This window comes from Ralstonia sp. Ralssp110 (genome assembly GCF_047325135.1).
GTDB lineage: Bacteria > Pseudomonadota > Gammaproteobacteria > Burkholderiales > Burkholderiaceae > Ralstonia > Ralstonia mojiangensis.
This window is the reverse complement of the sequence record NZ_CP168609.1, coordinates 397,099-414,423: the sequence shown is the minus strand read 5'-3', so window position 1 is coordinate 414,423 and position 17,325 is coordinate 397,099. Positions and strand designations below refer to the sequence as shown.

Here is a 17,325-nt window from a genome sequence, read left to right as displayed (position 1 = left end):
CTAGCTGCTCGAACAACCGCCGCAGCCGCTGGATCCGCAGCTACTCGAGCTGCAACTGCTAGAGCTACTGCTTGAACTGCAGTTGCTCGACGTGTCGCCTCCGGAGCCGCCGGAACTGGCGCCGGCGGGTGGTCCCATCATCGATCGGTATCCGGCCCACGCTGTGTTGGCCAGCACGCTCGTGCCGCCAAACGCGGTCAACCACAGTAGATCGTGCGTCGACAAACCGGCACGTGGCCCCTGCTGGCCGCGCTGACGGTAAACATCGAGCGCGGCGTTGGCCCCCGCAGTGGGGCCGGCACGGCCGACGCCGATCAGCCGCGCCGTCACACCCCAGTACACGATGGCGAACAACGCCATCTCGACCAGCAGCCACATCACCGGACGCTCCCGGGACAGCCCCACAAAGACCTTCATCACGCCAAGCCACAGCGTCGCCAGCACAATGGCCCACGCAGCGAGCGTTGTTCCCCGCATCGCGCCGCGGGTCCACAGCCATCCTTCGCTGCGCAGCCGATTTGTCATATCGGATGCTTCATCGACGAGCCGATTGCGAAAGTTCGGCCACGGCGAGCGCTCCTGCGTTTGCCGGGCGAGCCATGTCCATGCGTTGACGTGGCGCTCCGGCGTTCGGTCCTGGTTCGCGACCACGTAGGTGTTGCGGTCGCGTTTCCTTTTAGCCGGAGGGACCATGCGGATCGCACCCGCATCAAGCAGCGCCAACGCCGCAACCTGTGCCATTCGTGCGGCGTCACCGGTGATCAGCGCGGCCTCGGCAGGCGTCAGCTGACGCGGCACGTTGCCCCCGCTGGTTCCCCATGGGTTGCGGCTGTACGAGACTCGATGCAGGCCCCGGATCAGCAGACACGCCATCAGGCACACGCCCAGATAGAACGCGAGAAACCGCGGCCCCGAATAGCTCAGCACATCGACATCCGAGGCGGCATTCGTGGTGATGGCGATGAGGCTGACGCCGATCACAAGCCATACGGATGGCATGAATGAGCGCGCGGTTGATGCAGGCGGCGGTGTGACAGGGTTGGACGGATGTCGTGCGGGGCTGGCAGCCTCTGGCGCACTGTCTGGCTGGACAGGTTCCGGCACCGGCCAGATATCGGGAGGCGGCTCCATACCAAACGTGCGCTGATAGCTTTCGATCGTTTGCTGGTAGTGCTGTGCGTAGGTGTCGTCTTCGTCCGGGGCACCAATACCTGGCGCATGGTGGAGCGGCGCGCCCAGTACCTCCCCGCAGAACACCGTCCAATACTCTTTCGAATATTGCAGATGGAGATGCCAGGCGGCATCAATGGCCTCGGAAGGCGTGACGGGGTGCCCTGCAAACACCGCTAGATACGCGAAGCGCTTGTATTCCTCGATGACAGTCAGCGTATATAAACGCGACCACCCCTCGGCTTCGGCCAGGCGGTGGCTGAACGGCACTGGCGCATCAGGCGCGTCCGGTGAATACTCGCTCAGCCGACGCAGGCAGGCTTCCCGATCGGCTTCGGTCGGGGCGGAATCGGGCAGGATCGATGGGGCGGACGGTGTCATGTGCGTTGCTGTCAACCGTTAATGCCTACTTGCTCGGAGGACACTGCGCGCTTGCATGCACCTAGCCGCGAACGACTAATTCTCTTCATGTCGCTCCAACGCTTCAAATACCGCGCGCTCACAGCGGCCGAAGTCAAAGCTGCGCAAGCGGAGATGGCGGTTACCGTATTCACCAGCCGCCATCATTTCTGGGATCGGGCGCAGAGGCCCCGCCATCAGGCGCATCAGCGTCTGTGAAATGACCACGAGCAACATCGGCGCCAGGGTAAACATCCCGACCATCATCCCCGTGAGGGTGCTGGCATCTTCGAGACCCAACTCGCTGCCCGCCACAAAAAGCATGATCACGAGCATCAGCGCGCTGAAATAACCGAGAAGGCCGATCGCCTCGTTAAAGCCGGAGCTCCTGCGCGACAGTATGGTCTCCAGCGGCTCCGGCAAGTCGCGAGGGCGCTTTGTAACATAGACGGTCTGTGGCTCACGGCGGCCGGTCAAGCGCATGCCCCACGCCGAAAAACAGTCGTTGTCCCACCAGCCTGCAGCAAGCACGCGCATGCCGTTCAGGCCTGCGAAATAGGGCGCATTGGACGAAACACGACGGTCCGTGACCTGGTATTCGCAGAAGTAGATGACCCGGTTGTCCGTCAGCGTGATGACGACGGGGGTCACGCGATAGTAGGTGTCTCGCGAGATATCGTCGGTGTAGTCATATGCGCTGTGCGCATTGGTGTCGACGCTCCGTCCCATGGCCTCATAGGCCTTGAATGCCGCGTTATCCACCTGTACTGAGCGAATGATTCCGCTGACGATCGCGACGGGCGCGCCCTGTCGTCGACTGGCAAGCCAGTGCTCAAGCTGCTGCCAAGCCCATACCAGATGGCACCAGAGCCACCAGATACGCTCTTTCATCGGAGAAAACTGCGCGATTGGCTGCGACGGCTTCCTGGTGGGGTCGAGGTACTCAAGCCGGATCTGGGAGGGCGCACGCCGTTCATCACCCGGCTGTAATGAGGTAGCAGGCGACGGCTCACGCAACCGTGCCCGCCGGCGAGCATCCTCCCGCGTCACTTACTCGCCCGAAACTCAATCCGCCGATTGCGCGAGCGGCCTTCATCGGTGTTGTTGGCGGCGACTGGCTGATCCGGCCCCACGCCCATCGCGGTGAGCGTGCCTTGCTCGGCGCCCTTGGCGATGAGGTAGTTCTTGACCGTTTCAGCGCGCGCCTGGCTCAGGTTGAGGTTCAGCGCGCGGCTGCCGGAGTTGTCGGTGTGGCCGACGATTTCGATCTTGCGGCCGTTCAGGCGCGGCAGCACGGCGGCCATTTCATCCAGAATCGCGCGGCCCTTGGGCGTGAGCGTGGCGCTGCCGGTTTCAAACTCGATGATGCGGTTGGCCAGCGTCTGGTCCAGCAGCCCTTGCTCGGACACCGCCGCCACGCGCAGCCCGTTCTTGATCGTGTAGCTCTGGCCCAGCGCCGTCGCCATGTCGCTTGTGAGCTGCTGGCGCTGCGCCTCGTTACCAACGTCGCCGTGCAGGGAAACCTGCGTACCGTCGATGTTGAGCTGCCCACGGTTGACCTGTTTGATGGCCGGCGACAGGATCTTCTGCACGTTGGCAGACCAGTTGGGCGGCGAGACAACATTACCCACTTCGATCTGATCTACCACGTTGGCGCTGCCGTACAGCTCGCGCAGCTTGGTAAGCACATTCGCCTTGGTGGCTTCGTCCGGAACCATGCCGCCGGCCACGACCTGACCCGGCACGGGGGCATCGCCAGCGGCGGCATGGGCGGCCAGGGCACTCCCCAGGCACACCAGCATCGCGGCGTTCGCCAGAAGTGTTGCAGGCCGGAAGCCGCGCTTGATTGCATCCAGACCCATGTTCATTCTCCGATGAAGACTTCGCGGAAGGTATCGACTGCCACGCGCAGCGAGAGCTGCGGTTGATCCAGGTAACTCACGAACTTGGCCAAGCCGTAATCTCCGCTGACATGCTGGTCGACCCATTCCGGATCGTCGATGTTGATGTTCTGTTCGGTATACGCCAGCGGCGACATGACGCTGTGCAACGTGCGTGACGAGGCGCCGTTGAAGCCGATGACCAGCCGCTCGGCGCCGTTGATGTCGCCCAGGAACAGAGACAGTTCGAAGTCCGCCCGCTGCAGGAAGCGCGACACCAGCTCCAGCCAGAAGCTCGCCACCAGGCTGCGATAGAGCGGGTCTGCCGGCAACGGCAGCGTGAGGCCTTTCTCAAGCCGTGACGAACCGTTCGCCATCACGGGTTGGAGCAGCGTGCCGAGCGCCAGCAGCGTGCGGCGCAGGCGGATGTTGTGGCCCTCCGAGCGCAGCATCTGCTCAAGGCCGGCTACGGTCTGGAAATCGATGAAATCCGAGAAGCTTGCGTCGTGCGATTGCGTGCTCGTGCCGCCCGTGCCGGTCTCTACGCCGTGCTGACCTTCGGCGAGCAGGCGCAGGCCTTCAGTGGCGTCGGTGGCCGTGCCGAGCGAGATCATCTGCTGGCCGGCGCGTGTCCAAAGGCGCGCCAGTGCAATCGGGCTGCGCGCGATGAAGTTGATCGGGCGATCCACCTCCATGGCCGCCGCCGTCAGGAACGGAAAGCGGCGCGATGACAGATCACTGCTGGCCATGAGCGTGCCCGCAATAGCGAGCTTGCTCTGCGAGCCGAGAAACGCAAACTGCACTGGCTTCCAACTGTCGTAGGTCGTTTTCCAGTCCGGGGCTTCGGCCAGCAATTCCATACCTTGTGCCAGCCAGCGGTCCAGCGTGTCGAGCAACTGGACGTTGTTGGCGCTTTTGACGAAATCGCCGCGCGAAGGAAGCTTGCCGAAGTACGAAAGCTGCAATTGGGTCTGGCTCATTGCGCCGTCCCTCCTTGCTCTTCCGTGATGCTGTGCCGAGCGGCCTGCGTTGACACGGCCGCTTGCGCCGCAGGCGGCGTGCCTGCGGGTGCTGCCGGGACGGGCGGCGTCAGGGTGTTCTGCGGTGCCGAAGCATCGGCAATCGACGTCGGCAGGCGCAGGCCGCGCAGACCTTGGCCTTGCGGCGAATCCGATGCCGTCGTGCCGGCGGTCTGCGGGCTGCTGATGATACGCAGGCTGATCGATACCGTCAGATTGTCCTTCGTCCAGGACAGATCGAACGCGCCATCCGGACGACGCTTGCGCTGTGCCGTGGCAATCAGGCGCTCCAGGCCAAAGCGGCCGGGCTCGTTGAGCAGCTCCACCGTGCGGCCGTCAAACGTGGTGGCCGTCACGCGTGCACCCGGGGTGCCTTGCGGATTCGGCCAGACGAAATTAGCCCACTGCGGTGGCGTGTTGCGATAGCGCAGTTGCTGCCCATCGATCTCGATCGTGTACTCGGTCGCGCCTTGCGACGGCACCGGCAGGATCTGGAACACCGTCTGCGGTGCCGCGGCTGCTGCACCGCCTGCGCCGCCGGCCGCACCGCCCGTGAGCGGGGCGATCCAGCGCGTGAAGCCCGTGGTGAACTCGGGCACAAAGGCAATGCCCAGATCGCCCCACGTGCGGGAGGCGATCATGTCGCCGCGGCGCACCGACAGCGGGCCGATCGTCGTGCTGGCAAACTTGGCAATCGCGCCATCTGGGCCGAACACTTGGCCGATCTCAGCCGCGCTGGCCTCGATCTTGGCGTTGGGTGCAAACGGATACTTGTCTGCCAGCGTGGTGGCGAACGGCTGATACACCTGCGCGTTCCACACCTTGTTGACTTCGGTCGTGGCCGGGCGAATCGCCACCGCATACGACTGCAGCAGCGGGCGCACCAGCAGCGGACGCAGCGTGGCGCGCTCGCTGTCGGTCATGCCGGTCAGCATCTGTTCATCCACGTACTTGAGCGTGTCGGCCAGTTCCGAGCCGTTGCCGTCCAGCGTTTGCTGCATGAGCTGGCGTGCACCCGGTCCCGGGTCGCCCTGGTTCTTGATCTGGTTAAAGCGCGTGCGCACCTTGGAGAGCGAATCCATGTAGCCGCGCAGCAGCGACTTGTCGTCGCGCATGACAACCACGCGGGCGAGCCCCGAGAACTCCTTGCCCACCGGCCCCATCGGAATGGCACCGGCCTCAGCATTGCCGCCCACCTCCAGATTGACGTTCACCTGCGACGGCGTCTGGCGCGCGAACAGCTGCTTGAACCAGCCCAGCACGCCGGTCTTGGCCTGCTTCAGGCCGGCGTTGAACATCGACGGGTTGTCCCACGACGTCTGCTCATACGCGGTGTCGAGCACCTTGCGGATCGGCGAGTTGGTCGGATCGCCCAGCAGGTTCATCCCGGTGACGGCCTGATCGAAGCTGGAGAAATCCTGGATCGCCACGCCTTGCATGAAGCGTTGCCATTCACGCGCGTATTCGGTCTTGTACATCGTGACCAGCGCCTTCTGGATCTGCTCGGGGCTGCCTTCCAGCGTGAGGTCGTCGCGCGCGGCAACGTTCAGCACCCAGTCCTTGGTCTGCAGTTCCTTGTTGGCGGCGTCCTTGATGGCGGGCTGCACGTAGCCGAGCCACGCTTCCTTGGTGAACGTGCCGGGCACGGCGTAGCTGCCTGCAACCAGCCCGGCACCGGTATCGCCGACGATGCGTGCGACGGTCATCGGGGCGTAGCGCGTGGAGGCGCGGGCCTTGATCTCGGCATAGGCGCGTTCGCGTGCCGGCATGCCGCGCACCACGCGGCGCAGGTTCTCACGCGTCTGGTCGACCAGCGAGAGGTTGCCTTCCAGCAGCGGCCAGTTGTCGTCGTTCACCCGGGCCAGGAAGAACGACAGGTTGCGCTCCGCCGAGCGGATCATCTGCTCGCGCGGCATGTTGCCTCGGTTGTCTTCCAGCCAGCCGCGCCAGAAGCGCGTGATCTGATCGGTCAGGTGTGCGACTTCCACGTGGCGCTTGTCAGACAGCATCAGGTAGGTCTTGAGCGCGTTGTAGCCGTCTTCCACGTTGGTGGGCGAGGCATCGGTGTAGCGCTTGGCTCCGGTTGAAGCCGTGGCTTGGTTCGGTGCAGCAGGCGCATTGGCGGCGGCACCTGATGCACCCGACGCACCACCCACGGTAGCGGTGGCCGTCGTCACGGACGTGGTCATCACAGCACCGGTTTCCGGCGGGCGCACCATCGGTGCCAACTGATCCGGATGCGCGTTGACTTCTGCCAGGAAGGTTTCGATCGCGCCGCCCACCGGCTTGAGCATGACCTGGCGCAGGCCGTTGTAGTACTCGTCGAGCAGCTTGTGCTGCAGCGTGTCGCCCTGGTACAGGCCCAGCGACAGTGCGAGCGGATGGTCGTTGCGATACCGGTCCAGCTGTTCGATCCGGTCTTGCAGGATGTCGAGTGCCTCCAGGCGAGCCTGCAGGTCCACCCGGTTCTGCTGCATCTTCACGATCTTGTCGAGGTCGGCCTGCACGTTGGCGGTCAGCGTGCGGTTGCCCATGTACGACCACGTCCAGCCGCCAAGCATCACGCCCAGCGCCAGCACGAGCGCAAAGAACGTAGCGATGCGCAGGCGCGTCTTGGCGGGGCTGGCGAATTGCCGCACGGTTTGCTTGTCGGCAAAGATCACCTTTGAGAACAGGTCGCGCAGGAAGAAGCCGTTCTTGGAGAACACTTCGCGCGTGCGTGCGGCACCGTCGGTCGACAGGCCAAAGCGGCGTGCAATGCGCTCGGCCGACACGCTGTTGGTAGCGCCTTCCTGCAGCGCGCTGGTGAAGTAGAAGCCGCGGAACACCGGCTTGTACTGGAACGGGTTTTCATCGAACAGCGTCATCAGGAACGCACGCAGCGTCGGCTTGATCGATGCAAATTCCAGCGGGAAGCTCAGCAGCCCCGGCGAGAGCTTGTTGTTCCGGTGCAGCGCGATCTGCGCAACGCTGATCTCCTTCAGCCCGTCGCACAACTCGTCAAAGCGTTGGTCGAACACGGCGGCCACATCCGGCTTCGAGTCCGGCTCGAAGGGCAGGGTGGCGCCCCATACGCGGTCCCGCTCCTGCTTCTCGCTGTCGCCAAAGAATTCGGTAAAGCCGGTGATCAGGTCGGCCTTGGTGAACATCACATACACCGGGGCAAACACTTCCAGGCGTTCGGTCAGTTCCTGCACACGCTGGCGCAGGTTCTTGGCCAGGTTGATGGCGAATTCGGGGCGGTTTTGCGTGAGTTCCGACACGCTGACCGTCACGACGATGCCGTTGATGGGGGCCTTGGGGCGATAGCGCTTGAGCAGGTCGAGGAAGCCGAGCCACTCGCGGCGGTCTTCTTCGTGCACCGAGTAGCGGCCGGCCGTGTCGAGCAGGATGCCTTCGGTGGTGAAGAACCAGTCGCAGTTACGCGTGCCGCCGATGCCCTGGATGACCGCGCCGCCCTTGTCAGCAAACGGAAACTGCAGGCCGGAGTTGAGCACAGCCGTACTCTTGCCCGCCGCCGGGTTGCCGATCACGATGTACCAGGGCAGCTCGTATAACGCCGCGCTGCCCGACATCTGTCCGAGCTTGGAGCGCTTGATGGTCTTGACGGCTTCGGCCAGGCGCACGCGCAGGGCTTCCACTTCTTCGCGCTTGTCTGGCGTGGCCGCCTTGTCGGTGGCGGCCTGTTCCAGCACGCCCTCCAGCTTGTTGCTGGCCTGACGCGCACGCCAGCGCTTCCACAGATACGTCAGCAGCCACAGCGCGAGCAGCACGCCTAGCGCGACGCCGACCCAGACCAGGCCAACCTCGAAGGTCTGCGCCATCAGGAGCAGGAAGATGGTCAGCACGATCACGCCAAGAATCGATAGCGTGCGTGAGTTGGTCAGGAAGTTCAGGAAGCGTTGCATGTTGCCTTCGGCTCGGGAACAGACGGAATCGGAATCAAAATCAGGAACAAGGTCACGTCAGACTCGGCACCACCGCGATGGCGCCGCGCTGCTGGATGTCGTTGGCGGTAATGGCCAGCACCGGCTTGCCGGTCTGCTGGCTCAACTGGTGCGCCACCACGACCGAGAGCAGCGGGCCTGCAGCGCCCACGTAGCCGCAGGGCGTGCCAATCGGCAGCAGATCTGCAGCCAAGTCCAGCGCTGGAAAACGTTCGGAAAACACGCGTGCCACCTCGACGGTGCGCACGGGGTGCATGCCAGTGTCTGAAACGACGCCGGCAACGGTGATGGGGTCGGCAGCCGAATCGCCTTCTGCGCTGCCTGCCTTCTCGGCGGGTGCTGCGTCCTGTTTGGCCTTGACTGGCGCAGCGGCCAAGGTATCGAGGACGTGGCCCACGGCGTCGCCGAGCGCCTGCAGTTGCGGCTGGCCGCGGTCAGGCGTCGGCGATTCAAGCCGTGCCACGCCGGCGCGCGTGATCGTGAACGACTCCATCGCAGCGGCTTCGCCCCCCAGCGTTGGCGGAAGCAGGCGCTGCGCAATGGCAGGCGCGCACAGCAGCACGCCCGCAGCGGCTTCGCCCGGCACGCGGCCATGCTGGCGATTGGCTTCGAACAATTGCTCGTGCTGCATCAGTTGTTCGACAGCGCTGGGGCCGACCAGCGAATCCGCCACCACCACCATGCGCAGCACGCGCTCGTCGCTGCTGCGGTTCACACCTTGCGTGGCGCGATCGAGCAGCAGCAGCGCATCGGCATCGCCCTTGGCGGTGATGGGCTCAAGCGTCAGTCGGTCGGCGGGCCAGATCAACGCGACGCGTTGGCGCAGCCAGCCATCGGCCACGGCTTGATGCTGCGGTGTCCAGTCGCGCGGGAGCAGGGCGGTGATGATCAGGCGCGTGATTTCCGGCGTGGTCATTTCCGGAACCGTAGCAACGGCGTGTGCTGCCAGCTCTTCGGCCACCTGGCCGGCCAGCAAAAGGGCGCGCAGGCGTTCGTCCAGCCAGTCGACGTCGGGATGATGCTCGGCAAGTTCGGCGCGCAGGTCTTCAATGTCGACGCCTTCCACTTGCGCGGCAAAGATCGGCTGGCCGAAGCCTTGCACATCGGTCAGGCCAGGTTGCGTACTGGCTTGCACTGCGTCCACGACCGAGGCCGCGTCATTGCCCGCGGGCGCGCGCAGGGCGCTGGCCAGCAGCACGGCGCGCCATTGGCGCGTGGCGTCTTGCGGGTCGGGGGCTTTGGCCTCGGTGCCCCCAGCGGCCGGTGCGGTCGCGGCCAGCTCCCGCCCTGCAGCCACATTGGAGCGGATGCCATCGAGCGCGCGCTTGATGACCCAATAGCCGACGATCATGCCCACCGGCAGCAACAGCAGGTAGGTGAGGATGTCGGCGGTGGTGGGCATGCGGTTGGCGGACTGCCACCACACGATGACGGCAATCCACACCACCACGAAGACAGCGAGCAGCGTCAGCCCGGACCGAAAGAGTCTTGCAACCATGTCGTACGCGTTCAGATGCTGCCGGTGTTGCCTTGGCTGGACAGGAGCGTGGCGCCGCAGGCGGTCTTGTCGCCATGGCGCGCCGCCTGCTTGCCGTCGATGATGACGTTCGGGTCGCCCGTCACGATGACGGTCGTGCCGCCGTGGCCGTTCTTCGGACACGTCACTTTGTCGCCCACGCAGGCGATGCCCTTGCCGCCGGTGCTTGTGTTGCCCGATGCGGTGATCACCACGCCGCCGTGGTCCGTCTTGTCACCCAGCAGGATGAAGGGCCGTGTCATTGCATGCTCCCCATGTGTCCTATCGTCATTGCCTTGGTGCGGGCTGTTTGCCGAGCACGCCTTTGCGGCGCAGCTCCACGTGGCCCAGGTCCATCATCTTCCAGCGGCCGCCCCACACGAGGCCGACCGATTCCGCCGTCTGGCCGTACAGCTCGTAGCCGCGCATCGCCCACGGGTCTTTCTCGCTGATGATCAGCTTGCCGTCGCGGAAGAACGCGTTGTCCGCCGCCAGGCCGTACTGGTGATAGCTCTGGAACGCCGTGGCCTGCGTGACATTGCTGCCCATTGCCGCCAGCTTCACTTGCCGCTCGGGGCTTCGGTAGCCTTCGAGCAGCGCCATTTCGTAACCGTGTTCGTCGCGCATGATCTTGTAGACGAGCAGCAAACGCTGGCGGAAATCCGCGTCGAGCAGGTTCCAGTCGCGGCTCGCATCGCGGATGGCCGGGCGGACCTGCTCGACTTCACGCGTGGTGAACACCTCCGGCGGCAAGGGCGGCGGTGGGATCAGCCGTTCGCCATTGAGCAGCGCCGAGATGTGCGGATCGGGCTCGCGCACCTGGTCGTCATCGAACTCGAACGACTGCTGCTCGCGCAGCGCCAGTGCCAGCATGGGCGGCACCGAAAGTACGCCAAGCGCACCGAGCAGCAACATTCGCCGCCGTACCACGAACTGCTTGAACGCCGATACGCCCGACGTCGCGTTGTCCACCGACTCGCGCAACGATCCTGCTGAGCGCGCGCCCACCACCGCAGCCCCTGTGCTCACGCGCCGCCATTGCGCACGCAGCAACGCCGCGCAGCGCTGCCGCACCGACGGCAGCAGCAGCACGGCAGCCACCACCACCATGGCAACGAAGTAGAGAACCAGAGCGAAAAAAACCATACCGACCTGCGGAGCGTGAGCGCCTACGTCAATTCATCCAGATTTATATCTGTATTTAGAACTCTAAATTATTAATAAACGGTAATAATCAAGCGCTCGCTACGCAGAAATATTAAGAAACGATAAAGAAAATACTGCAACGTGCGTCAATCATTTGTCTTTCAGCAAGGCCAGACTTAGAATCAGCAGCCACCACCGGAATCGGCGCTTGTTTGTAATCCATACGTTCGCCGCGCATTCTATTTCAATTCTGGACCCGTGATGAGTAATAACGGCGATTTGAAACAAGAAGGGCCACCAACGCTCTTCAATTCTGAATCCGAGACCGATGAGGCCGGGCATACGCGCATTCTGGCGAGCCTGGAAGGCCGCGTCGCGGCCAGCGGCAAGGCACCGAAAAAGTCGGGACAGCGCTATGGCGTTGCCGCGGCGGTCGTTGTGCTCGCCGCCGGTATCGGCGCATGGATCATGCTGAACCCAAGCGGCGAACCTGCGCCCGCACAGATGGCTGAGCAAGCAGCGCCAGCGGCCGCTCAACCGGCCGCAGCCACGCAAGCAGCACCTGCGGAAGCTACTCACACGGCCGCTGCGGCGCCTGTTGCCTCCGCGAGCGAACCCGTGGCGGAAGTACAGGCTGCCACCATCGTCAATGTTCCGGCGGGCGAAGACCACGCCACGGAGAAGAGCGACAAGGCGCCGGTTGCAAGCGCACTCGCCAAGGAGGCGCATGACGAGGCGCCGGCCACGCACACCCTGGCGGCAAAGTCTTCAGGCACCCCGGCCAATACCGACGAAGGCAAGACGGCAACCGCCAAGCTGGTCGCCAAATCGACGAATACACCATTTAAGGCGTTGCAGCAGCCAACAAAGCCCAAGGCGCAATCCTCTGCCAAAACCGCCAAGAACAAAAAAGGCACATTGGCGCCCGATGATCCTGACGCCGATCTGCTGGCCGCATTGCTTGCGCCGCAGAATGCGGCCAATAAGGCCGCCAATTCACCCACTTACAAAGGGCAATAGCCGCCCGGCTACCCGGTTGGTTGTTTTTACAATCGGGTAATTGAGCGGGGGCGGGTGCGATGCTCGACATTGCGCTGCCTCGTAAATGCCCGCGCTGGTTTCACGAAATCCCTCGGTGATACGCCACGCGTTGCAGCATCGGACAGCGAATGGACGCCACGACCCTTCTTCAGAACCTCTTCGCACCAACACGCCGCCTGTATTCGCTGGAAGGCGATGGGCCGCTTGCGGACCTCGCGGTGGAAGCCTGGCTCGGTCGGGAGGCGCTGTCCGAGCTGTTCGAATGGCGTGTGGTGGCCGTGAGCGCCAATGCGCGCATCGCACTCAAATCGTTGCTGGGCCAGCGCGTCACGCTGGTCACAACGCTGGCCGATGGCACGCAGACCAAGCGCACAGGCCTGATCCGTTTGGCTGAGAAGCTTGGCGCGGATGGCAGCCTCACGCGCTATCGCCTGACCGTGGTGCCCTGGTTCTGGCTGACCACGCAGCAGCGCCATAGCCAGGTGTTCCAGAACCGGCCCCTGCCCGACATCATTGAACAGATGCTGTCGCCGTACGAGCCGTATGCCTCGTGGCGCTACGCGGCCGGTGCTGAAGCGCGCATGGCCGACTTCGGTACACGCGCACACATCGCCCAGTTTCGCGAGACCGACTACCACTTCGTTACGCGCCTGCTGGCCGAAGCGGGGCTCGGTTTCACCACGGTGGAAGACGACCAGGCGCATGGCGGCCACACGCTGGTGATTTTTGCCGACAGCACGCAGCTGCCGGAAGATGCGGAGTCCGCATCGGCAGGCGGTATCCGTTTCCACCGCGCGCACAGCCTGGAAGAGCGCGACGCCATCCAGCAACTCGCCTGCCACAGCCGCACGACGGTGGGCGGCGTGGCTGTGGCCGCGTGGGACCCGGAAGGCAAGCAGAGCGCTCGCGCCCACGCGCCTGCCCGCTTCGCCACCAGCGCGGGGAGCCCGGATGCGTATCTGTCGATCAGTCCGTCGCTGGCCCCCGATTCCGCCAATGCCCAGCGCATTGCCGAACAGGTCATGGAAAGCCTGGAGGCGCGCGCGCTGTTGTTTTCGGGGCGTGGCACGGTGCGTACGCTACGCAGCGGCACGCGCCTGCAGGTGGTGGATTGCCCGCACCTGCCGCAAGACGTGGAAGGCGCCTATCCGCTGTTGATGGATCTGGTCGAACACTGCGGCATCAACAACCTGACCGTCGATACGCACAACGCGCTCAGCCAGCGTTTGGGGGGGCTCGACGCCGCGCTGGAATTCGATACGCCGCCCAGCGCACCGGAATCCGGCCCTGGCATCTTCGGTTTCCAGGAGGCAGAAGGCCCCGTCGAGCGCAACGCCCCAACTGGCGATCTGCTCAAGGCCGCACGCACGCACGGCTACGCGGGAATGTTCCGCGCAAGCGATGCACGTCGGCCGTGGCGCCCCGCTGTGACAGAACCCGATTGCGGCCGCCTGTACGCCGCACCTACCGCGCAAGGCGTGCACAGCGCTATCGTGGTCGGCCCGGACGGCCAGACGCAGGCAGGCGGAGAGGGCGAACACCACGCCACCCCCGCAGGCGAAATCCGCGTGCGCTTCCCTTGGCAACAAGGCGAGCGTGCGGATGACCGCAGCAGCCGCTGGGTGCGGGTCGCGCAGCGGCAGGCCGGTTCCGGCATGGGCTGGCAATGGCTGCCGCGTATCGGGCAAGAAGTGCTCGTCAAGTTCAGCGAAGACGACATCGATCAGCCCGTCGTGATCGGCTCGTTGTACAACGGCCAGGGCGAGGCCGGCATTGCGCCCACGCCGGGCGGGCAGGGCGCATCCGACCAAAACGACAGCACAGCCCTCTACAAGCAAGGCAGCGACAGCGCCGCCAGCGCGCAAGGCAACGTGGCCGGCGGCCACAGCCCGGCGTGGCACGGCATGGGCACGGAGGCCGACGGTCACCGCAACGCCGCCGCCCACACTGGCTTCAAGAGCGCGGAACACGGCGGCAGCGGCTACAACCACCTCGTCTTTGATGACAGCGACGGCCAGTTGCGCACGCAGCTCGCTACCACGCAGCAATTCAGCCAGCTCAACCTTGGGCATCTCGTCCATCAGCAAGACAATCGGCGCGGCAGCTTCCGCGGCCAAGGCTTCGAGTTGCGCACCGATGGCCACGCCGCCGTGCGCGGCCAGGCAGGCCTGCTGCTGACCACCTACCGCGACGCCAGCAGCGGCAAAGCCGTGCCCACCGGCGACAACGCGGCAGGCATTGCGTTGATCAAGCAAGCCAAGGAATTGACGTCATCGCTGGGCCAAGGTGCGGTTACGCACCAGACGGCCGCACTCGACACCGCCAAGAACGACGATGCCCCGCTGGCCAAGCAAGCCAAGGCGGTGGCCGGCATGGTCGACGGCAAGGCGCTTGACGCCGCCAAGCAAGACGCCAGCGCCGGCAACACCGCCACGCAAGGCAAGGTGCCGCATCAGGGCGAAGCCATCGCGCATCTTGCAGGCCGAGCGGGCCTCGTCATGGTGGCCGGGCAAGACCTGCAGCTCACCAACGGCGAAAGCATCGCGCTGGGCAGCGGCCAAGACACCAACCTCGCCGTCGGCAAACAGGCGCGCATGCATGCCGGCCAGGCGATTGGCGTGGCTGCCGGTTTGTCGAAGGCGGGTGACAACAACATCGGCCTGCAGCTCACCGCAGGGCAAGACAACATCGACGTACAGGCGCAGCACGACGTACTCAAGCTGATGGCCAAGCAGGACCTGAAGCTGGTGTCGGCCAATATGAATGTGGATTTTGCAGCCGCCAAGCGGATTCGCATCGCCACGGCCGGCGGAGCGTCGATCACGCTCGAAGGTGGGAATATCACCGTGGAGTGTGCGGGGCCGATTACGTATAAGGCGGCGCAGCGGACGTTTGAGGGGCCGGTGAGCAAAACCGTCACTCCTGCAGGGTTCCCGACGACATCGTTCGGGCTCTATGATGAAACCTTCCGTCTGCTGTCCCCGAACGGCAAACCGATGCGGCCGACGCCGTACCAGATCACGGCTGCGCAGGGCGACGGGCACGAATCCAAGACGCAATCCAATACGGGTGGTACCCCTCGCATCGGTACCGAGGCTCCACAGCAGTTGCGTTTCTCGCTGCTGTGGCACGAGACCGAGGTGGATGAGCATGCTCACACCGGCGGGCCCGACCAATACGTCAGCACGACATAAGCTACGAGGACATCAAGCGCGAGCCATGAGCGATGAAACGACCGTCACCGCTATCACCAACGACCGCCCAGACAGCTGCGTCGATGTGAACTGTCAATGCCCGACGATGTGGTCGCTGGCACAACAGTTTTGCTATCTGCGGCTGTCTAACCGCAAGGGCGAGAAAAACAACCGCCTCATCAACTTCTTTCCGGCCCGGGCTCGGCGTATCGCCGCCACCTATGCCCGCCTCTACCTTGAGCAGGAGGAGCATGGAGACCCGAGGAAAAAGGGACGCTACTACTGGATGGCGCTCGGTGCCTTTGCCAGCAAAACAGTGGCATGCTCGTTGGAGACCCTGCAGTTGTCGACCCGGGCGGTGGGCGATACCGTGCGTACGGGGTTAGGCAAGGGTAACTTCTGGCTGTTTAACGATATTGCTGCATGGCACTGGTATCACAACTTCGATGCTGACTCGTTCGACACGTGCTTGAAAATGCGCGACGTAGACACCTACGTGGACAAGGTCAAGGAGCAGGTGCACAAGATGCCGTGGGCTGGCGAGGCGCTGCCGAAGATCAAAAACCTGCGGTGGACGCCAGAAGTCAAAGAGGCGTTCGATAAAGTCAAAGAGTTTGACGGAGCCACGAGCGACGTGAAACGACGAGATTTCCAGTTCAAGAATCTCATGGCCCTGGCCCGCCATGAACAAGGGAACATCTTGCAACCGCTGATCTATAACGATTCGGATTTCGCTTGGTGGGTACAAGTACAGCGTGGTGGCGCCGATGTCGGCAAATGGACGTGGGGCCATGCAGTAGGGGTCGCCACCAGTTGGATGGCACCCAAGCTCAAGGTGGCTTTCGTGGCGGCGTGCGATACCGACTTGCCAGCGTTTGAGGACGTCGCTCCGGAGAACACGAAACTGGAAAACTACGATAGCCGCATGAAGTGGATTGGCCTGGTTGCAGATAAGTTTCACGGCCTGATGATCAAGGATCCGCGCGGAATGGAAGCGCAACTCTCGACCATGGCTGGCTGGGTCGGCACGCCGGACAGCGTGCGCTACCCCGACGAAACAGCCCCCGCACGATGATGGTTCGAACACGCCGCACGGTTTCGTGTCTTCTCGCAACGCTGGCCGCGCTCCTGGTCATGGGGTGCCAGCCTTCCTCCACCAGCAAGTCATCCAGCAAAATAGTGATGCCGCAAAGTATTGAGATTGAGATCGGCGAGTCGCCGCAGGCGCTCATTGGGCGCTATGGCAAGGCCGTGGATGTTGACAACAAGAATGAGCAGGCCTACGGCGTTACCTTCTATGCGGTGGATTGGCCCGACAGCTCGCAAGGTACGGTCGTCATCAAGAACCAAAAGAGCGAGGTGCGTCTGGACACAGCCCTGGGTGTCTCGGGTTCGTTCGACAAGGCCCACGCTGAAGAAGGCATCTACGACTACAGCATCAGCCTGGGCATCCCCCCGCGAAACAACGTTACGCACGATCAGGCACGCCTGCAGTTCTACGAAATGCTCAAGCGTATCCAGCAGGCCGGCTGGAAGCGGTGGATATATCCGGAAAATCCGCGGTTGGCAGGTGCCGAGGCCTTTCGCTATCGGCTCGTAAAAGACCAAGGGGTGGATTCACTGGACCCGGAGTATGTGCCGGGCCTGGAAGACTGGATGAAACTCCCCGACATGACCTCGTGGCGCTTTTATCTCAACGGGGTCTACATGGACGTTCAGATGTCCAGAGACTCGACGCGCATGAAGGTGGATGAGCCGGGCGCGTACTTCGTCAAAGTCAAGCTCGAGGGCTACGCCAACTTCTGGCGCAATGCGTTCAATGAGCAAGACCGCCCACACTGGCGTGACCTCTTTTCCGGCCTGCAACGCCAGATGCATGCCGAGCGTGCCAACGCCGAGCAAAAGCTGAAGGCTCAGGGCTACACCATTGACACCAGCTACCGCAACCCGGACGAGACGTCCGATGATCAGCCCATCTCGCCGCCCGCCAAGACCGGCGCGAAATGATGGTCG

General features: G+C 63.8%; 12 protein-coding genes. 4 read left to right on the top strand and 8 right to left on the bottom strand.

Annotated elements, in window-relative coordinates; all coding sequences use genetic code 11:
• From ACEN9T_RS02450 to ACEN9T_RS02415, 8 genes are all read right to left on the bottom strand, one after another.
• Complete coding sequence (locus tag ACEN9T_RS02450) at window positions 1–1,551, bottom strand: TIGR04222 domain-containing membrane protein (RefSeq protein ID WP_413706319.1); 1,551 nt, start codon at window positions 1,549–1,551, stop codon at window positions 1–3.
• Between the two features lie 75 nt (window positions 1,552–1,626).
• On the bottom strand, window positions 1,627–2,460 hold the full coding sequence (locus ACEN9T_RS02445) for a hypothetical protein (RefSeq protein WP_413706318.1): 834 nt from the start codon (window positions 2,458–2,460) through the stop codon (window positions 1,627–1,629).
• 155 nt (window positions 2,461–2,615) lie between these two features.
• Window positions 2,616–3,431 (bottom strand): OmpA family protein, encoded by an 816-nt coding sequence (locus ACEN9T_RS02440; RefSeq protein ID WP_413706317.1) that lies wholly within the window; start codon window positions 3,429–3,431, stop codon window positions 2,616–2,618.
• A gap of 2 nt (window positions 3,432–3,433) precedes the next feature.
• Window positions 3,434–4,429 (bottom strand): type VI secretion system-associated protein TagF, encoded by a 996-nt coding sequence (tagF, locus tag ACEN9T_RS02435; protein WP_413706316.1) that lies wholly within the window; start codon window positions 4,427–4,429, stop codon window positions 3,434–3,436.
• Window positions 4,426–8,376, bottom strand: coding sequence for a type VI secretion system membrane subunit TssM (gene tssM, locus ACEN9T_RS02430; RefSeq protein WP_413706315.1), 3,951 nt, complete (start codon window positions 8,374–8,376; stop codon window positions 4,426–4,428). Before tssM ends, tagF begins: the two co-directional genes overlap by 4 nt.
• Window positions 8,377–8,428: 52 nt before the next feature.
• On the bottom strand, window positions 8,429–9,913 hold the full coding sequence (locus ACEN9T_RS02425) for a hypothetical protein (protein WP_092975289.1): 1,485 nt from the start codon (window positions 9,911–9,913) through the stop codon (window positions 8,429–8,431).
• A gap of 11 nt (window positions 9,914–9,924) precedes the next feature.
• A complete protein-coding gene (locus tag ACEN9T_RS02420) occupies window positions 9,925–10,194 on the bottom strand; it encodes a PAAR domain-containing protein (RefSeq protein ID WP_092975286.1) in 270 nt (89 codons plus the stop codon).
• A gap of 25 nt (window positions 10,195–10,219) precedes the next feature.
• Entirely contained in the window at window positions 10,220–11,077 is an 858-nt protein-coding gene (locus ACEN9T_RS02415) for a M15 family metallopeptidase (protein ID WP_092975283.1), read from the bottom strand.
• Window positions 11,078–11,338: 261 nt separating this feature from the next.
• Here ACEN9T_RS02415 and ACEN9T_RS02410 point away from each other — a divergent pair, with 261 nt between their 5' ends.
• From ACEN9T_RS02410 to ACEN9T_RS02395, 4 genes are all read left to right on the top strand, one after another.
• Window positions 11,339–12,097, top strand: a complete 759-nt coding sequence (locus ACEN9T_RS02410) for a hypothetical protein (RefSeq protein WP_092975280.1) — start codon at window positions 11,339–11,341, stop codon at window positions 12,095–12,097.
• A 149-nt stretch (window positions 12,098–12,246) separates the two neighbouring features.
• Entirely contained in the window at window positions 12,247–15,312 is a 3,066-nt protein-coding gene (locus ACEN9T_RS02405) for a type VI secretion system Vgr family protein (protein ID WP_413706314.1), read from the top strand.
• Between the two features lie 25 nt (window positions 15,313–15,337).
• The gene (locus ACEN9T_RS02400; protein ID WP_254775720.1) at window positions 15,338–16,387 is read left to right on the top strand and encodes a DUF2515 family protein; all 1,050 of its coding nucleotides are present in this window, start codon (window positions 15,338–15,340) and stop codon (window positions 16,385–16,387) included.
• Window positions 16,384–17,319, top strand: a complete 936-nt coding sequence (locus ACEN9T_RS02395; RefSeq protein ID WP_175537186.1) for a hypothetical protein — start codon at window positions 16,384–16,386, stop codon at window positions 17,317–17,319. The genes ACEN9T_RS02400 and ACEN9T_RS02395 overlap by 4 nt, the downstream gene beginning before the upstream one ends.
• Window positions 17,320–17,325: the final 6 nt, after the last annotated feature.